This window comes from Streptomyces sp. NPDC040610, from assembly GCF_055594065.1.
On the sequence record NZ_JBVIXA010000001.1, the window covers coordinates 1,277,928 to 1,295,329 of the forward strand.

The 17,402-nt window shown below is 72.0% G+C and carries 13 protein-coding genes; 11 read left to right on the plus strand and 2 right to left on the minus strand.

Annotated elements, in window-relative coordinates:
* The first annotated feature begins 14 nt into the window (after window positions 1-14).
* On the plus strand, window positions 15-1,004 hold the full coding sequence (locus ACZ6AA_RS05690) for a GlxA family transcriptional regulator (protein ID WP_468452149.1): 990 nt from the start codon (window positions 15-17) through the stop codon (window positions 1,002-1,004).
* Between the two features lie 107 nt (window positions 1,005-1,111).
* Here the strand turns inward: ACZ6AA_RS05690 and ACZ6AA_RS05695 are convergent, their stop codons facing one another.
* The gene (locus tag ACZ6AA_RS05695; RefSeq protein WP_468481940.1) at window positions 1,112-1,444 is read right to left on the minus strand and encodes a DUF427 domain-containing protein; all 333 of its coding nucleotides are present in this window, start codon (window positions 1,442-1,444) and stop codon (window positions 1,112-1,114) included.
* Between the two features lie 122 nt (window positions 1,445-1,566).
* Between ACZ6AA_RS05695 and ACZ6AA_RS05700 the strand changes: the two genes are divergently transcribed.
* The 5 genes from ACZ6AA_RS05700 (at window position 1,567) to ACZ6AA_RS05720 (ending at window position 9,469) form a co-directional block, all read left to right on the plus strand.
* Complete coding sequence (locus ACZ6AA_RS05700) at window positions 1,567-2,106, plus strand: LOG family protein (RefSeq protein WP_468452145.1); 540 nt, start codon at window positions 1,567-1,569, stop codon at window positions 2,104-2,106.
* A gap of 25 nt (window positions 2,107-2,131) precedes the next feature.
* Window positions 2,132-2,821, plus strand: a complete 690-nt coding sequence (locus tag ACZ6AA_RS05705; protein ID WP_468452144.1) for an SDR family oxidoreductase — start codon at window positions 2,132-2,134, stop codon at window positions 2,819-2,821.
* Window positions 2,822-2,850: 29 nt separating this feature from the next.
* Window positions 2,851-3,849, plus strand: a complete 999-nt coding sequence (locus tag ACZ6AA_RS05710; protein WP_471456632.1) for a methionine synthase — start codon at window positions 2,851-2,853, stop codon at window positions 3,847-3,849.
* Window positions 3,850-3,890: 41 nt separating this feature from the next.
* Complete coding sequence (gene ligA / locus ACZ6AA_RS05715) at window positions 3,891-6,074, plus strand: NAD-dependent DNA ligase LigA (RefSeq protein ID WP_471456416.1); 2,184 nt, start codon at window positions 3,891-3,893, stop codon at window positions 6,072-6,074.
* 956 nt (window positions 6,075-7,030) lie between these two features.
* On the plus strand, window positions 7,031-9,469 hold the full coding sequence (locus ACZ6AA_RS05720) for a putative bifunctional diguanylate cyclase/phosphodiesterase (RefSeq protein WP_471456634.1): 2,439 nt from the start codon (window positions 7,031-7,033) through the stop codon (window positions 9,467-9,469).
* Window positions 9,470-9,562: 93 nt separating this feature from the next.
* Here ACZ6AA_RS05720 and ACZ6AA_RS05725 read toward each other — a convergent pair whose 3' ends face one another.
* Complete coding sequence (locus ACZ6AA_RS05725) at window positions 9,563-10,996, minus strand: glycosyltransferase 87 family protein (protein WP_471456418.1); 1,434 nt, start codon at window positions 10,994-10,996, stop codon at window positions 9,563-9,565.
* A gap of 274 nt (window positions 10,997-11,270) precedes the next feature.
* On the opposite strand from ACZ6AA_RS05725, the gene gatC reads away from it, so the two are divergent.
* From gatC to ACZ6AA_RS05750, 5 genes are all read left to right on the plus strand, one after another.
* Window positions 11,271-11,567, plus strand: a complete 297-nt coding sequence (gatC, locus tag ACZ6AA_RS05730) for an Asp-tRNA(Asn)/Glu-tRNA(Gln) amidotransferase subunit GatC (protein WP_010984178.1) — start codon at window positions 11,271-11,273, stop codon at window positions 11,565-11,567.
* Between the two features lie 6 nt (window positions 11,568-11,573).
* Entirely contained in the window at window positions 11,574-13,073 is a 1,500-nt protein-coding gene (gene gatA / locus ACZ6AA_RS05735; RefSeq protein ID WP_468452138.1) for an Asp-tRNA(Asn)/Glu-tRNA(Gln) amidotransferase subunit GatA, read from the plus strand.
* Window positions 13,070-13,324: a hypothetical protein gene (locus tag ACZ6AA_RS05740; protein ID WP_468452136.1), complete on the plus strand. Its 255-nt coding sequence runs from the start codon at window positions 13,070-13,072 to the stop codon at window positions 13,322-13,324. Before gatA ends, ACZ6AA_RS05740 begins: the two co-directional genes overlap by 4 nt.
* An 18-nt stretch (window positions 13,325-13,342) precedes the next feature.
* Window positions 13,343-14,860: an Asp-tRNA(Asn)/Glu-tRNA(Gln) amidotransferase subunit GatB gene (gene gatB / locus ACZ6AA_RS05745; protein ID WP_468452134.1), complete on the plus strand. Its 1,518-nt coding sequence runs from the start codon at window positions 13,343-13,345 to the stop codon at window positions 14,858-14,860.
* Between the two features lie 186 nt (window positions 14,861-15,046).
* Entirely contained in the window at window positions 15,047-17,143 is a 2,097-nt protein-coding gene (locus ACZ6AA_RS05750; protein WP_471456420.1) for a phosphocholine-specific phospholipase C, read from the plus strand.
* Window positions 17,144-17,402 lie beyond the last annotated feature (259 nt).

Genomic DNA, 17,402 nt, shown 5'->3' on the forward strand with positions numbered 1-17,402 from the left:
GACAGAATCTGGCCATGGCCTCCCGCAGTCCGCACCGCCCCCACCGGGTCGTCGTCCTCGCTCTGGACGGCGTGTACCCCTTCGAGCTGGGCATCCCTTCGCGCGTGTTCGGCAACGCCGAGGACGCGGACGGCAGGGCGCTGTACGACGTGGTGGTGTGCACGGCGGACGGCCGTCCCGTACGGACCGAGGCGGGCTTCTCCGCCGCCGTCGAGCACGGCCCGGAGGCCCTGGAGACGGCGGAGACGGTGGTGATCCCGCCCGCGGGCCCTTGCAACGCCGCGAGGGCCGCCGACGGGCTGCCGGGGCCGCTGGCCGCCGCCCTCGCCCGGGTGCGCCCGGGCACGCGCCTGGTGTCGTTCTGCAGCGCCTCGTTCGTCCTCGCGGCGGCCGGACTCCTCGACGGCCGGCCCGCGACCACGCACTGGCAGGTCGCCGAGCAGTTCCGGCGCGAGTTCCCGAGGGTGCTGCTCGACGAGGACGTCCTCTTCGTGGACGACGGCGACATCCTCACGTCGGCGGGCGTCGCCGCGGGCGTCGACCTGTGCCTGCACCTCGTCCGCCGTGACCACGGGAGCGCCGTCGCCAACCACGTGGCGCGCCGCTGCGTCGTACCGCCCTGGCGCGACGGCGGCCAGGCACAGTACATCGAACGGCCCGTCCCGGAGCCGACGGTCGCCACGACGGCGCCCACGCGCGCGTGGGCGCTGCAGCGCCTCCAGGAGCCGCTGACGCTCGGCGAGTTGGCGGACCACGCCCGCATGAGCCTGCGCACGTTCACGCGCCGCTTCCGCGACGAGGTCGGCACCACACCGGGCCGCTGGCTCACCGCCCAGCGCATCGAACTGGCCCGCAACCTCCTGGAGACCAGCGACCTGCCCATCGACCTGGTGGCCCACCGCGCGGGCTTCGGCACCGCCAACTCGCTGCGCCAGCACATGCGGTCCGTACTCGGCGTCTCTCCGGCCGCCTACCGCAGGACGTTCACGGCGACCGCCGCGTAGCGCCCCGCGGGAACGGCGGCTCCTCACCTGCGGGCGCGTCGTGGCTGGTCGCGCAGTTCCCCGCGCCCCTATCGGGGCACGTACCCAGCACGCCCTGCCATCGCGGCTCAGGCGGCCGCCACCTCCTCCACCTCGTAGAAGCAGAAGTGGTCCTTGATCCGGGCCACTTCCGGCTTCGGCTCGGGGTACGCCCACACGGTGTCCGCTGCGTCCGGCAGCGACCAGTAGGAGGCCGTGCCCTTGAAGGGGCAGTACGTGTGCGTCTCCGACGGCGTCAGCAGGTCGGTGCGGACGTCCTCCGGGGGCAGGTAGTAGCGCGCGGGGTAGCCGGTCTCGCGCAGCACCAGCGGGCGCCTGCTCTCCGCCACCACCCGGCCGCCTTGCGTCACGCGCACGTGCTGGGTGCCCTGCTCGACAGTGATGCGGTGCCCTTCGGCCATGGCGTTGCCTTCCGTAGGTGGCCCTTTGCCGGTACAGCGCGCGCTCCGGGACGATTCTTCCCGGTACGCCCGTGCCGCCGGAGGCTGTCGGAGTGTCAGAGGCGGAACGTACGGTGGGAGTCATGAACATCTGTGTCTTCCTCTCCGCCGCCGATCTGCCCGAGACCTACACCCGTCCCGCCCGCGAGTTCGCCGAGCTGCTCGGCAAGGGCGGGCACACGCTGGTGTGGGGCGGATCGGATGTGGGCCTGATGAAGGTCGTGGCGGACGGCGTGCAGGAGGCCGGGGGCCGCCTCATGGGCGTCTCGGTCGACTTCCTCGCCGCCAAGGCCCGGCCCGGCGTCGACGACATGGTGATCGCCAAGGACCTCGCCGAGCGCAAGGCGCTGCTCCTGGAGAAGGCCGACGCCGTCGTGATCATGGTCGGCGGCACCGGCACCCTCGACGAGGCCACCGAGATCCTGGAGCTGAAGAAGCACGGCAGGACCACCAAGCCGGTGGTGCTGCTCAACTCGGCCGGGTTCTACGACGGGTTGAAGGAGCAGTTCCGCCGCATGGAGGACGAGGGCTTCCTGCCGGTGCCGCTGACCGACCTGGTCTTCTTCGCGGAGGAGCCGGTGGGCGCCCTCGCGTACCTGGAGGAGGCCATGGGCACGCGCTGACCGGCCGCAATGCGACCATGGGCACATGGCAACTCATGTGATCACCGGGGCGGGCTCCGGCATCGGCGCGGCCGTCGCCCGCCGCCTCCACGCGCGCGGGGACAGCCTCGTGCTGCACGCGCGCGACGCGGGCCGCGCCAAGGAGCTCGCCGCCGAGTTCCCGGGCGCGAGCACCCTCGTCGGCGACCTCGCCGACCCCGACAAGCTCTCCTGGGCCTTCTCGCACCAGAGCCTCCCGGACCGCGTGGACTCGCTGCTGCACATCGCGGGCGTCGTCGACCTCGGCCCCGTCGGCGACCTCACCCCCAAGGCCTGGCGCCACCAGCTGAACGTCAACCTGATCGCGCCCGCCGAGCTGACCCGGCACTTCCTGCCGCAACTGCGCGTCACCCAGGGCCATGTGATCTTCGTGAACTCCGGCGCGGGCCTGCGCGCGAGCGCCGAGTGGTCGGCGTACGCGGCGTCCAAGCACGGCCTGAAGGCCCTCGCCGACTCCCTGCGAAACGAGGAGCACGGCAACGGTGTGCGCGTCACCTCCGTGTACCCGGGGCGCACGGCGAGCCCCATGCAGGCCAAGGTGCACCAGCAGGAGGGCAAGGAGTACGACGCCGCGCGGTGGATCGACCCCGAGTCGGTCGCCACGACGATCGTGATGGCCCTCGACCTGCCGCGCGACGCCGAGGTCAACGACCTGACGGTGCGGCCGGGACGGTGAGCGAGGCGGTGAGCACGGCAGCGAGCACGATGCGCTGGGGCGGCGCCACCGGCGTCGGATCGATGCCCGGAGGCGACGCGCGCGAGACCGCGAAGACCGTCACCGGCACCTTCGACGGAGCCGAGCACGGCATGCCGTACCTGGCCGAGCTGCCCGCGCGCGGCCCCGGCGCCGACATGATCGGCCGCACGGCCGGGATGCTCGTCGAGCTGTACGCGCGCGTGGAGCCCAGCGGCTGGCGCCTCGGCGACCGGCCGGGGCGCGACACGCGCCGCGCGGCGTCCTGGCTCGGCGAGGACCTGGACGCCCTGGAGGAGTTCACGCAGGGCTACACGGGCCCGCTGAAGGTCCAGGCCGTCGGCCCCTGGACGCTCGCGGCCGCCCTGGAGCTGCGCAACGGCGAGGCCGCGCTCTCCGACCCCGGCGCCTGCCGGGACCTGGCCGGATCCCTCGCCGAGGGGCTGCGCGGCCACCTCGCGGAGGTCCAGCGGCGGGTGCCGGGCGCGGACCTCGTCCTCCAGCTCGACGAGCCCTCGCTCACCGCCGTGCTGCGCGGACAGATCAGGACCGCGAGCCAGTACCGCACGCACCGCGCCGTGGACCGCCAGCTCGTCGAGAGCGCGCTGCGCGACGTCCTCGCCGTCCACGACGGCCCCGCGCTGGTCCACTCCTGCGCGCCCGACGTACCGTTCGCGCTGCTGCGCAGGGCGGGCGCGGACGCCGTGTCGTTCGACTTCTCGCTGCTCACCGAGCGTGATGACGAGGTGCTCGGCGAAGCCGTCGAGGCAGGCACGAAGCTGTTCGCCGGTGTCGTACCGGGCACGGACGGCCCATTGTCAGACCCTGCCGGTAGCGTCATGGGTGTCAGGACGCTGTGGCGCAGGCTGGGGCTGAATCCGGGGTCACTCGCGGAGTCGGTCACGGTCACGCCGTCGTGCGGTCTCGCGGGTGCTTCGCCCGCATATGCCCGTGCGGTGCTCGCGCACTGCGCCCGGGCGGCGAGATCACTCGCGGACTCTCCTGAGTAACGCTGAGCAACTGGGTCTGAAGGTAACGGGAGGACGAGACGGTGGCTGTCGAACAGGAAGGCACGGTGCCGGCCGAGGCACGCGACGAGCATGCCCAGCTCGCCGAACAGATCGAGGAGCACCGCTTCCGGTACTACGTGAAGGACCAGCCCGTCGTCAGCGACGCCGAGTTCGACAAGCTGCTGCGCTCGCTGGAGGCCCTGGAGGAGCGGTATTCGGAGCTGCGCACACCGGACTCGCCGACCCAGAAGGTCGCCGGTTCCTACGAGACCGACTTCGCCTCCGTCGAGCACCGCGAGCGGATGCTGTCCCTCGACAACGCCTTCGACGACGAGGAGCTGGCCGCCTGGGCCGACCGCGTCGCCAAGGAGGTCGGCACCGGCGACCACCACTTCCTGTGCGAGCTGAAGATCGACGGCCTCGCGGTCAACCTGACGTACGAGAACGGCCGCCTGACCCGCGCCGCCACCCGCGGCGACGGCCGCACCGGCGAGGACATCACGCCCAACGTCCGCACCATCGCGGACATCCCCGAGCGCCTCAAGGGCGACCGCGTCCCGGCCCTCGTCGAGATCCGCGGCGAGGTCTTCTTCCCCATGGAGAAGTTCGAGGAGCTGAACGCCCGCCTGGTGGAGGCCGGCGACAAGCCCTTCGCCAACCCGCGCAACGCGGCGGCGGGTTCGCTGCGCCAGAAGGACCCCCGGGTCACGGCGACCCGCCCGCTGCACATGGTGGTGCACGGCATCGGTGCCCGCGAGGGCTTCGACATCGACTGCCTGTCGCACGCGTACGGCCTGCTGCGCGAGTGGGGCCTGCCCACCGCCAAGCACAACAAGGTGGTCGACGGACTCGACGGCGTCCGCGAGTTCATCACGTACTTCGGCGAGAACCGCCACTCCGTGGAGCACGAGATCGACGGCGTCGTCGTCAAGCTCGACGAGATCCCGCTCCAGGGCCGCCTCGGCTCCACCTCCCGCGCCCCGCGCTGGGCCATCGCGTGGAAGTACGCGCCCGAGGAGGTCAACACCAAGCTCGTCGACATCAGAGTCGGCGTCGGCCGCACCGGCCGCGTCACGCCGTACGCCGTGGTGGAGCCCGTCACCGTCGCGGGCTCCGAGGTCGAGTTCGCCACCCTGCACAACCAGGAGGTGGTGAAGGCCAAGGGCGTCTTCATCGGCGACACGGTGGTCCTCCGTAAGGCGGGCGACGTCATCCCGGAGATCCTCGGCCCGGTCGTCGACCTGCGCGACGGCAGCGAGCGGGAGTTCGTGATGCCCGCCGAGTGCCCCGAGTGCGGCACGGCGCTGCGGCCCATGAAGGAGGGCGACATCGACCTCCGCTGCCCGAACGGACAGACGTGCCCCGCCCAGTTGCGCGAGCGCCTGTTCTATCTCGCGGGCCGCAAATGCCTCGACATCGAGAACTTCGGGTACGTCGCCGCGGCCGCGCTGACAAAGCCCCTTGAGCCCGCCGAGCCCCCGATCCTCGACGAGGGCGACATCTTCGACCTGAAGGTCGAGGAACTGCTTCCCATCAAGTCCTACGTCCTCGACCAGGACACCGGCCTGCCCAAGCGCGACCCGAAGACCGGCGAGGAAAAGGTCGTGACCTTCTTCGCCAACCAGGAGGGCGAGCCGAAGAAGAACACGCTCGCCATGCTGGAGAACATCGCGGCGGCCAAGGAGCGCCCGCTCGCCCGCGTCCTCACCGGCCTGTCCATCCGCCATGTGGGCCCGGTCGCCGCCGAGGCGCTGGCCCGCGAGTTCCGCTCCATCGACCGCATCGAGCAGGCCTCGGTGGAGGAGCTGGAGGCCGTCGAGGGCGTCGGCAAGACCATCGCGGAGTCCCTCAAGCAGTGGTTCGCCGAGGACTGGCACCGGGAGATCCTGCGCAAGTGGCGCGCCGCCGGGGTCCGGATGGAGGAAGAGGGCGGGGGAGAGGACGAAGGGCCGCGTCCCCTGGAAGGACTCACCGTCGTCGTCACGGGCACCCTGGTGAACCACACCCGGGATGGCGCGAAAGAGGCGCTGCAGAGCCGCGGAGCGAAAGTCACCGGTTCCGTTTCAAAGAAGACGGGATTCGTCGTAGTGGGGGACAACCCCGGTTCGAAGTACGACAAGGCCATGCAACTGAAGGTTCCGGTTCTGAATGAGGACGGCTTCGCCGTCCTGCTCGAACTAGGGGCGGACGCCGCCCGGGAAGCCGCACTTCCGGCCGAAGAATAGCGGTTGAAGGCCACCCGTTCAGCGCATATCAGATGCATACGGGTGGCCGGGTCGCATTCGGGCAACCGTAGACGACCGCTGCCCGTGGAAGCCTTCTGCGGCCTACTGTTGAGGTGTGCGCCTGCCGTGCCCCGCTGCGGATGGGGTCTCCCCTGCTCGCCGAGAGCCGGGGCAGGGTTTTCGGACGCGGCTGTCCAGGGATCTTCAAGTCCGCGTGGCTCCGCGTGGCGTGGGCACCGCCGGCTGTGAGAGGGACGGGAATGGAACCGACCGAGAGCGTCGCCCCGGACTCATGGCTGCGGTCACGCCTGCGGCGCGTGCTCGGCGCCCGGCGCGGGCGTGCGCGCGACACGGTGCGCGACCCGAATGACGCCTCGGCCGCGCGGGTCGACGGGACGCCCGGCTTCCGTCCCCGCGAGCGCGCCTGGACCTCGGGCGGCGCGGACGCGGACGCGATCCTCGGCCGGGCGGCCGTTTCCGGCCCCGATGCGGCCCCGCAGGAGGAAGTAACGGGCATACGGGGTAAGCCAGTTGGTGAGGGACCGGAGCCGGGCGGACGACGGGCGCCTGTGCGGGGAACCGGCGGTCACGGAACTGCGGTCCCGGCGGAGGCTGGTGTGACGGCGAGTGCCGAAGGTGAACGGCGGGGTGCGGGTGGCCACGGTGCGCCCTGGCCCGACAGGGACGAGACGGACACCGCGGCGGGCGGCACGCCGTCCGCCGCGTCACCGGCCGTGCGGGCGGCGGAAGTTGACGGCCCGTCGGGTGCCGGATATGCCGAGAGCGCCACGGTGGGCGCGGCGGCCGCGCGCGGTACGGCGAGCGCTTCGGGAGCGGTCGTGGCTTCGGGTGCCGTGGTGGCTTCCGGCGCGGTGACGACTTCGGGGGCCGTGGTGACCTCGGATCCCGTGACAGCCTCCGGCACGGTGACGGCTTCCGGCGGTGCCGCGGGAGGCATGGGCGGCGACGCGGGCGGTGACGCCGGGAGCGTCCGGGGTGCGGTGGCCGGGGTCGACGGCGGCGGTGACGGGGGTATGGGTACGGGCGGTGTCGGTGCTGGTGGCGCCGGGACCGGCGGGGTCGGGATCGGTGCTGTGGAGACCGGCGGGGTCGGGATCGGCAGGATCGGAGGTGGTGCCGTCGGCGGGGATGCCTCGACCGCTCGGGGAGCCCTGCGCGGCGGCGGGGCGGACTCCTCGGGCGGCGGTGCGCGGCGCGGGCTGTGGCGCGGCGGGCGCGGGACGGACGCGCGGGGCCAGGGCGCCCTCGACGGGTCCGGGGTGGACGGGGTCGACAGGGGCGAGGAGGCCGAGGGGCGCGGGAGCTGGCAGCTGCTGCCCGCGGCCGTCGTCGCGGCGGCCGCCGTCGTCCTCGGCACGGGCTTCTTCCACGCGTTCACCGGCGGCCACCCGCTCTTCCCCTCCGGCACGGTCGGCTGGTCCCTCGCCGTCCTGACCGGCCTCATCGTCGGCCACCTCGTCGCGCTCGGCCGCGACCGCTGGTGGGGCGGCACGGGCTCCGGCGGCGCGCTGACCGTCGCCGTACTGCTGCTGTACGGCTGGATGCCCGCGGGCATGGTCAGCCTCACCGTCGTCGTCCTCGTCGGCGTCGCCCGCCGCCACCGCTGGCGACAGGGCGTGCTGCACGGCGCCGTCGACATCCTCGGCATCGGCGCGGGCGCCCTCACCCTCGCCGCGTTCGGCACCGCGCCGGCGGCCGACGACCCCTGGAACCCGGAGAGTTGGGACCTCTACACGGCACCCGAGGTCGCCCTCGTCGCCGTCGCGTATCTCGCCGTCACCCGCGTCCTGCTCTGGTACGTGCACGCCCCGCGCACCGGCGCGCTGCCCACGGTCACCCGCACCGCGCTGGTCAGACAGGGGCTGCTCGGCGTGGCCCTGCTCGGCATCGCGCCGCTGATCTGCGTCGTCGCGATGTCCCTGCCGCTGCTCCTGCCCCTGTTCACCATCCCCCTCGTGGCCCTGGACTCGACGCTGTGGATCGCGCGCGCCAGAGCCGAGGAGCAGCTGCGGGACCCGCTGACCGGACTGCCCAACCGGCAGTGGCTCCTGGAGCGGACCTGGACGGCCCTCGACGACGCGGAGCGCATCGGTGCGCGCTCCGCCCTGATGCTGATCGACATGGACCGCTTCCGCTCGGTCAACGACACCCTCGGCCACCTCGCCGGTGACCGGCTGCTGCTGCAGATCGCCGACCGGCTGCGGCTCGCGCTGCCGCGCGGCGCGGAGGCGGCCCGGCTCGGCGGCGACGAGTTCGCGGTGCTGCTCCCGGTCGCCGACTCCACCACGTCGGCCACGCGCGTCGCCCGCTCCCTGGTCGCCGCCCTCGGCTCCCCCCTGGACCTGGACGGCCTCACCCTCGTCCTTGAGGCAAGCGCCGGGCTCGCCGTCTTCCCCGACCACGCGCTCGACGCCGAAGGGCTGCTCCGGCGCGCGGACGTGGCGATGTACCAGGCCAAGCGGGACCGCACGGGCGTGGAGGTGTACGAGTCCAAGCGCGACTCCAACACCCCCGACCGGCTCGGCCTCCTCGGCGATCTGCGCCGCGCCCTGGACGCGGGCGACGTGGAGCTGCACTACCAGCCGAAGGTGCGCTTCGACGGGCAGGTCGCCGGCCTCGAGGCGCTGGTGCGCTGGGTGCACCCGGAGCGGGGCAAGGTGCCGCCGGACGAGTTCATCGCCATCGCCGAGTCGTCCGGGCTCATGCCGCACCTCACGGAGTACGTCCTGGAGTCCGCCCTCGCCCAGGTCGCCAGGTGGCGGGCGCAGGGCCTGAAGGTCCCGGTCGCGGTGAACGTGTCGCCGCGCGACGTGCACACCCCCGGCTTCGCGGGCGCCGTCGCCGCACGCCTTGCCCGCCACGGAGTGCCCGCGGGAGCGCTCCAGCTGGAGATAACGGAGCACGTCCTCCTGGAGGACCCGCAGCGCGCCGCCGACACCCTCGCCGGGCTCACCGGCCACGGCGTGAAGATGTCCCTCGACGACTTCGGCACCGGCTACTCCTCGCTGGTGCACCTGCGCCGTCTGCCCGTCAGCGAGCTGAAGATCGACCGGTCGTTCGTGGCCCGGCTCGCCGTCGACAACGAGGACGCCGAGATCGTGCGCTGCACGGTCGACCTCGCGCACTCCCTCGGCCTGCTCGTCGTCGCCGAGGGCGTCGAGGACGACGAGACCTGGGAGCGCCTGCGCGACCTGGGCTGCGACGCCGTCCAGGGCTGGCTCGTCGCCGCCGCGATGCCGCCGAACGAGACGACGGCGTGGCTGCGCACCCGCGGCGAACGCGGCTGGCACCGCGCCGTCGACCCGCCCCCGCCCGCCACCACCCCCGACACCCCGGACCCGGCCCCACCGTCCCCCACCCGCGCGGCCAAGTGACGTGACAGCCACCACGCCGCCCCCGGGGCACACCCGCCCTCAACGCCCCAGGCCCCGCCCGCTCCTCAGCGCCCCGGCCCCGCCCCCACCGCACTACCCCGGACGCCGCCCAATCCCCGCGGCCCCCTGCTCCGCCCCCACCCTTGAAGAGCCCCCCGGCGCCCCCACTTCCGCCCCGGGCCCCGGCACCTCGGCCCCCGCGCCCAGCGACTCCCCGACGTCCCGCGCACCGCGCACACCACGCACCCGCCCCGAAGCTCCCCACCCCCCGAACACCCAGACCGCCCACACCACGAACCCCAGCCCCACCCACACATAGAAGTTCCCCGAGACGAAGTGGAACGGGTCCCAGTCCTGTTCGCGGTGCCAGTGGGGGGTGTACCAGAGGAGGCCGTAGGGGAGGAGCGGCCGGGTCGGGTCCCAGGTGCCGAAGCCGTCGATGCGGATCGGCCACGCCGCGAACAGCGTGAACAGGCCAGCCACCCACAGCCAGGCGCGGGCCGTGGCCCGCCGGGCCGCCGCGTCGGCCGCGAGGACGAAGGCCGGGACGATCCACACCCAGTGATGGGTCCACGACAGCGGCGAGCACAACAAGGTGAGCGCTCCGACGACGCAGATCGCCACCAGTTCACGGCCCCGCCGCGAAGCCACCGCCGCCGCGGCGAGCCCGGCCACCACGAGCAGCCCGCACACCGCGCCCCACACCGGCCCGCCGACCCCGTCGCCGCCGAAGCCGAGGCGGACGAAGACGCCGTTCAGGGACTGGTTCGCCAGATACTCCCTGCCGCCCGGGCTGCCCGCGAGCGCCCCGCCCCAGAAGTCCGCCGACGCCTCCGGCAGCGCGATCCAGCCGCTGAGCGCGGTGCCCGCGAACGCCGCCGTCGCCAGCCCGGCCGCCCGGAACCGGCGGGTGAGGAGCAGGTACACGATGAACAGGCCGGGCGTCAGCTTCAGGCCCGCCGCGATGCCGACGCCGAGCCCCTTCCACGGCCGCCGGTCGGCCGTCGCGAGGTCCGTGACGACCAGCGCCATGAGGACGAGATTCACCTGCCCGAAGTCCAGGTTCTGCAGCACCGGCTCGGTCCACAGCGCCGCCCCGGCGACGGCGCACGCCAACCCGGCGGTGACCGCCCCCGACCGCCGCCCGGCCACGGCCCGCGCCGCCGCCCACGCGACCAGCACCATCGCGAGGATCGACACCCCCGCCATTACCCGCACCGCGACCATGAGGTCCGCCCCCGCGAAGGCACGGAACGGCAGCAGGGCGAACGGCGGATACAGGTACGGCAGCCCGTGGATGCCGTACTTGCCCTCGTACAGGCCCTCGTCCGGCGCGTCCGCCGCGTCCAGGTACACGCTCAGGTCGGCCGGGCTGCGCGCCCCGGCGTACACCGGGTCCGTCACGACGTACCACCAGGCGATGAGCGAAGCGGTGAACAGGAGCGCGCCGACGAGGGGCGCCCCCAGGGTCGGGGCCCGACGGCCCTCGGCGGTACGGAGCCCGGTGCGGGCGCGACGCAGTCCCATGCCCGCATGGTCGGCCCCGCCCCGCCCCTCGTCCGGGCAGCTCACCGGCGGCTCACCGGGGGAGCGGGGGAACAGTGCGCCGGGTGGCGCAACGACGGCGGTGCGGCACCCCACCGGCCATCCCCCGGCACCTCACCGGGACCCCCGCCAGCACCCCGCCAGCACCCCGCAGGGCCCCCTCGCGCGGCGCCGGAGGGAACTCGGGCGCGGGCAGCGCGGCCAGCCCCATAGGATTGGGGGCGAAACCATCACACTCACCCCTGAGGATCGCTGCATGCCTGGCATCACGCGCGAGGAGGTCGCCCACCTCGCCCGCCTTGCACGTCTGGAGCTGAAGGCCGAGGAGCTCGACCACTTCGCCGGACAGCTCGACGACATCATCGGCGCGGTCGCACGCGTCTCGGAGGTCGCCGACCAAGACGTACCGCCGACCTCCCACCCGCTGCCGCTGACGAACGTCATGCGCGCGGACGAGGTCCGTCCGTCGCTCACCCCCGAGCAGGCGCTCTCCGGAGCCCCGGCACAGGAGCAGCAGCGTTTCAAGGTGCCGCAGATCCTGGGGGAGGACTAAGAAGTCATGACGGACAGCAACATCATCAAGCTCACCGCGGCCGACATCGCCGCGAAGATCGCCGCCGGTGAACTCACCGCCGTCGAGGTCACCGAGGCCCACCTGGCCCGCATCGAGGCCGTCGACGAGAAGGTGCACGCCTTCCTGCACGTCGACCGCGAGGGCGCGCTCGCGCAGGCCCGCGCCGTGGACGCCAAGCGCGCGCGGGGCGAGAAGCTCGGCCCGCTCGCCGGCGTCCCGATCGCGCTCAAGGACATCTTCACCACCGAGGGCGTTCCGACGACCGTCGGTTCGAAGATCCTCGAAGGCTGGATCCCGCCGTACGACGCCACCGTCACCAAGCGGCTCAAGGCCGCCGACGTCGTCATCCTCGGCAAGACCAACATGGACGAGTTCGCCATGGGGTCCTCGACGGAGAACAGCGCGTACGGGCCGACGGGCAACCCGTGGGACCTCACCCGCATCCCCGGCGGCTCCGGCGGCGGCTCCTCCGCGTCCCTCGCGGCGTACGAGGCCCCGCTCGCCATCGGCACCGACACCGGCGGCTCCATCCGCCAGCCCGCGGCCGTCACCGGCACGGTCGGCGTCAAGCCGACCTACGGCGGCGTCTCCCGCTACGGCATGGTGGCGTTCTCGTCCTCCCTGGACCAGGGCGGCCCCTGCGCCCGCACGGTCCTGGACGCGGCCCTGCTGCACGAGGTCATCGCCGGGCACGACCCGCTGGACTCCACGTCCATCGACGCCCCGGTCCCCGCGGTCGTCGAGGCCGCCCGCAACGGCTCGGTCCAGGGCATGCGCGTCGGCGTCGTGAAGCAGTTCCGCGGCGAGCACTACCAGGCCGGGGTGATGCAGCGCTTCGACGAGTCCGTCGAGCTGCTCAAGTCCCTCGGCGCCGAGGTCGTCGAGCTGGACTGCCCGTCCTTCGACCTGGGCCTGTCGGCGTACTACCTGATCGCGCCGTCCGAGTGCTCCTCGAACCTGGCCCGCTTCGACGCCATGCGCTACGGCCTGCGCGTCGGTGACGACGGCACGAAGTCCGCCGAGGAGGTCACCGCGCTCACCCGCGAGGCCGGCTTCGGCGACGAGGTCAAGCGCCGGGTGATGCTCGGTACGTACGCGCTCAGCTCCGGCTACTACGACGCGTACTACGGCAGCGCCCAGAAGGTCCGCACGCTCATCACGCGCGACTTCGAGAAGGCCTTCGAGCAGGTCGACGTGATCGTCTCGCCGACCACGCCCACCACCGCCTTCCCGATCGGCGAGCGCGCCGACGACCCGATGGCGATGTACCTGGCCGACCTCTGCACCATCCCGACCAACCTGGCGGGCAACGCCGCCATGTCGCTGCCCTGCGGCCTCGCGCCGGAGGACGGTCTGCCCGTCGGACTGCAGATCATCGCCCCCGCCCTGAAGGACGACCGTCTCTACAAGGTGGGCGCAGCCGTCGAGGCCGCCTTCGTGGAAAAGTGGGGCCACCCGCTCCTTGAGGAGGCACCGTCGCTGTGAGCAACAAGTCATCGAGCAAACTGGCCAAGGCCAAGGGCTTCAAGAAGTCCAAGACCGGCACGTATCTGTCCATCGGTACCACCGCGTTCGGCGCGCTCAGCACGCTCAAGCAGGTCAAGAAGGCCCGTGCCGAGCACGACACGCTGGGGCTCGTCGACGCGGTCGTCTCCGCCGCCGCCATCGTCACGGGCATCGCCATCCTGGTGCGTGAGCTGAAGCGCATCGGCGACGACGACGTTCTGCTCGGCTGAGAGGGAAGTTCCAACACCGTGACTGCCACGACCACCCCCGAGCTGGTGTCGTACGAGGACGCGCTCGCGACGTACGACCCGGTCATGGGCCTTGAGGTCCATGTCGAGCTCGGCACGAAGACCAAGATGTTCTGCGGCTGCTCCACGGAGCTGAAGCAGGACGCCAACACGCAGACCTGCCCCACCTGTCTCGGCCTGCCCGGCGCGCTGCCGGTCGTCAACGAGATCGGTGTGGAGTCCGCCATCAAGATCGGCCTCGCGCTGCACTGCGAGATCGCCGAGTGGTGCCGCTTCGCCCGGAAGAACTACTTCTATCCGGACATGCCGAAGAACTTCCAGACCTCCCAGTACGACGAGCCGATCGCCTTCAACGGCTATCTGGACGTCCAGCTGGAGGACGGCGAGGTCTTCCGCGTGGAGATCGAGCGCGCCCACATGGAGGAGGACACCGGCAAGTCGACGCACGTCGGCGGCGCCACCGGCCGTATCCACGGCGCCTCGCACTCCCTGCTCGACTACAACCGCGCGGGCATCCCGCTCATCGAGATCGTCACCAAGCCGATCGAGGGTGCGGGGGAGCGTGCTCCCGAGGTCGCCAAGGCGTACGTCGCCGAGCTGCGCGAGCTCATCAAGGCCCTCGGCGTCTCCGAGGCCCGCATGGAGCAGGGCCAGATGCGCTGCGACGTGAACCTCTCGCTGCGCCCGCACGGCCAGGAGAAGTTCGGCACCCGCTCCGAGACGAAGAACGTCAACTCGCTGCGCTCCGTGGAGCGGGCCGCCCGCTTCGAGATCCAGCGCCACGCCGCCGTCCTCGGCGCGGGCGGGACGATCATCCAGGAGACCCGGCACTTCCACGAGGAAGACGGTTCGACCACGTCGGGCCGGGTGAAGGAAGAGGCGGAGGACTACCGCTACTTCCCGGAGCCCGACCTGGTGCCGGTCGCCCCGTCCCGCGAGTGGGTCGAGGCCCTGCGCGCCGAACTGCCCGAGCTGCCGCTGGCCCAGCGCAACCGGCTGCGCGAGGAGTGGGGCGTCTCCGCCCACGACATGCAGTCGATCCTCAACGCCGGTGCCATCGGCCCGATCGTCGCCACGATCAACGCGGGCGCGGACGCCGTCTCCGCCCGCAAGTGGTGGATGGGCGAGCTGGCCCGCAACGCCAACGAGCAGGGCGTGGACCTCGGTTCGCTGCCGATCACCCCGGAGCACGTGGCGCGGGTCTCCGCGCTCGTCACCGCCGGTGAGCTGAACGACAAGCTGGCCCGCCAGGTCATCGACGGCGTCCTCAAGGGCGAGGGCACGCCCGACGAGGTCGTCGACAAGCGCGGCCTGAAGGTCGTCTCCGACGAGGGCGCGCTGACGGCGGCCGTCGAGGAGGCCATCGCCGGCAACCCGGCCATCGCGGACAAGATCCGCGGCGGCAAGGTGGCGGCGGTCGGCGCCCTCGTCGGCGCGGTCATGAAGGCCACCCGGGGTCAGGCCGACGCGGCCCGCGTCAAGGAGCTGATCCTGCAGCAGTTGGGCGTCGAGGGCTGACGCCGACTCGTTCCCGTTCGCGAAGGGGCGCCGCACCGATCGGGTGCGGCGCCCCTTCGCGTGGCTGCGACGTTCACATCGACTTCGGTCATCGGTCTTCCATGGGCCACCAGGAGTCACTACCGTCCCAGCTCAGCAGACCAATGGATCAAAGGACAACCATTGGGTGTCGACTGGAGGTTGGGCGTGGCAGCGGAGATATCGCGCAGACGGCTGATGGCTGTGGGCGGTGGTGCCCTGGGCGCCGCCACCGTGGGTTCGTTCCTGCCGCCGTCCCTCCAGCAGGCGCTCGCCAAGGAGCCGCCGAAGGGCGGGCTCGGCGCCATCGAGCACGTGGTGATCCTGATGCAGGAGAACCGCTCCTTCGACCACTACTTCGGGACGCTGCGCGGTGTACGCGGCTTCTCCGACCGCAACGCGATCCAACTGCCCGGCGGCAGGAGCGTGTTCGAGCAGCCCGGCCCGCTGCGCTCCGTCCTGCCCTTCCCGGTCCGCGAGGCCGCGGCCGCCCAGCAGAAGGACCTCCAGTACATCGGCGCCCTCGACCACTCCTGGAGCGGCGGCGCCAAGGCCTGGCACGACGGCTGGATGGACGGCTGGATCACGGCCAAGACCGCGGCCACGATGGCGTACTACACGCGCGAGGACATCCCGCTGCACTACGAGCTCGCCGACACCTTCACGGTCTGCGACGCCTACCACTCCTCCATCCACACCTCCACCAGCCCCAACCGCAACCACCTGTGGAGCGGGAAGACGGGCTTCGAGGCGAACGGCAGACGCGCGGTCGAGAACGACGCGTACGACGAGGGCACGCACCCCGGCTACGACTGGGGGACGTACGCGGAGCGCCTGGAGAGGGCCGGGGTCAGCTGGCAGACGTACACCGAGTGGGAGAACTTCACCGACAACCAGATCGAGTTCTTCACCACCTTCAAGGCCATCGCGCGCAAGGTCCTCGCCAAGACCGGCGACACCTTCATGGAGGCGTTCTACGCCAAGGTGCGGGACGCCAAGGACGAGCCGGCGCGGGCCAAGCTGCTCGCCGCGCTCGACGAGGGCGTCAAGACGCTCAGCAAGCGGGAGCGGTCCCTGTTCGAGCGGGGCCTGCGGCGGGTGCCCACCGGCACGCTGGCCGACCGGTTCGCCAAGGACGTGGCGCGCGGCAAGCTGGCCAGGGTGAACTATCTGGTGCCGTCCGCCCTGGACTCCGAGCACCCCTCGGTCTCCTCGCCGGTGCACAGCGCCACCATCGTCTACAAGGTCCTGGACGCCCTTGCCTCGCATCCCGAGGTGTGGCGGCGTACCGCCGTCTTCATCAACTACGACGAGAACGACGGCTTCTTCGACCATGTGCCGCCGCCCGTGCCGGGCGGGGACTCCGCCGAGGAGCGGGAGGAGCGCTGGGAGGGGCGGCCGACCGGGCTCGGGGCGCGGGTGCCGATGCTCGTGGTGTCGCCCTGGACCGTCGGCGGCTACGTCTGCTCCGAGGTCTTCGACCACACTTCCGTCGTGCGCTTCCTGGAGAAGTGGACGGGTGTGCGAGAGCCCAATATCGGCCACTGGCGCCGGAAGGTCACCGGCGATCTCACCAGTGCCTTCGACTTCCACCGCGGCCACCGCCAGCCCGAGGTCGAACAGCCCGGCACCATCCCGGTGTTCAGCGGCCGCTGGCAGCCGAAGCCGCCGGAGAAGCAGTCGATGCCCGTGCAGGAGCCGGGCGCCCGCCGCGCCCGCCCGCTGCCGTACCAGCCGGACGCCGACCTGAAGCGCACCAAGGACGGCACCCTGAAGGTGCGGCTGCGCAACGGCGGGCGGCGCGCCGCGCACTTCGCGCTGTACCCGTACGCGGGCGAGTTCCCCGTTCCGCAGCACCAGGACGTGGCGCACGACGGCTCCTGGATCCTGCCCGAGCAGAGTGACGCGTATCACTTCACCGTCACCGGGCCGAACGGATTCCGTCGCGAATTCGTAGGACAGAGGGAAGGCGTGGCCGCCCTCTCCTCGGCGATCACCCGGCGCGAGATCCACCTCACGCTGGCCAACCGGGGCAAGGGGCACCTCGTCTTCACGGTCAAGCCGATCGGATACGTGGAGGAAGCGGACGTCCGTCGGCGCACCCGCACGGTACGGATCAAGGCAGGAAGCAGTCGCACCATCGCCTGGCAGACGGGCGACGAGCGCGGCTGGTACGACATCGAGGTCACCGCCGAGGGCGACAAGGGCTTCCGGCGGCGCCTGATGGGACACATCGAGAACGGTCGCGCCAGCGTCTCGGGCTGATCCGCGTATCGGGGGTCCCAGCGGGCATCGAGGCCTTCGATGCCCGCTGGGACCCCCCTTGTGATCTTGTGAGTAAGGCCACGAAAGGGACCAAGGATCTCCGAGGGCTGTCAGAGTGTCTGCGCATGGGTCATCTCGCCGCATAAGCGATGATCATGATCCATTTCCCCGCTCATGTCGCTCATGTGTTCTTTACGGGTCACTCCGACGCTTCCCGGCTGCTCCCGCTGAAGATCCAGGAATCACTCAGGGAGCCAGT

Coding starts and splice junctions, on each gene's coding strand:
- ACZ6AA_RS05725 (WP_471456418.1), bottom strand. CDS start 10,996: ATGGGACTGCGTCGCGCCCGCACCGGGCTCCGTACCGCCGAGGGCCGT.
- ACZ6AA_RS05705 (WP_468452144.1), top strand. CDS start 2,132: ATGGCAACTCATGTGATCACCGGGGCGGGCTCCGGCATCGGCGCGGCC.
- ACZ6AA_RS05720 (WP_471456634.1), top strand. CDS start 7,031: ATGGGCGGCGACGCGGGCGGTGACGCCGGGAGCGTCCGGGGTGCGGTG.
- ACZ6AA_RS05695 (WP_468481940.1), bottom strand. CDS start 1,444: ATGGCCGAAGGGCACCGCATCACTGTCGAGCAGGGCACCCAGCACGTG.
- ACZ6AA_RS05710 (WP_471456632.1), top strand. CDS start 2,851: ATGCGCTGGGGCGGCGCCACCGGCGTCGGATCGATGCCCGGAGGCGAC.
- ACZ6AA_RS05700 (WP_468452145.1), top strand. CDS start 1,567: ATGAACATCTGTGTCTTCCTCTCCGCCGCCGATCTGCCCGAGACCTAC.
- gatA (WP_468452138.1), top strand. CDS start 11,574: ATGACGGACAGCAACATCATCAAGCTCACCGCGGCCGACATCGCCGCG.
- gatC (WP_010984178.1), top strand. CDS start 11,271: ATGCCTGGCATCACGCGCGAGGAGGTCGCCCACCTCGCCCGCCTTGCA.
- ACZ6AA_RS05690 (WP_468452149.1), top strand. CDS start 15: ATGGCCTCCCGCAGTCCGCACCGCCCCCACCGGGTCGTCGTCCTCGCT.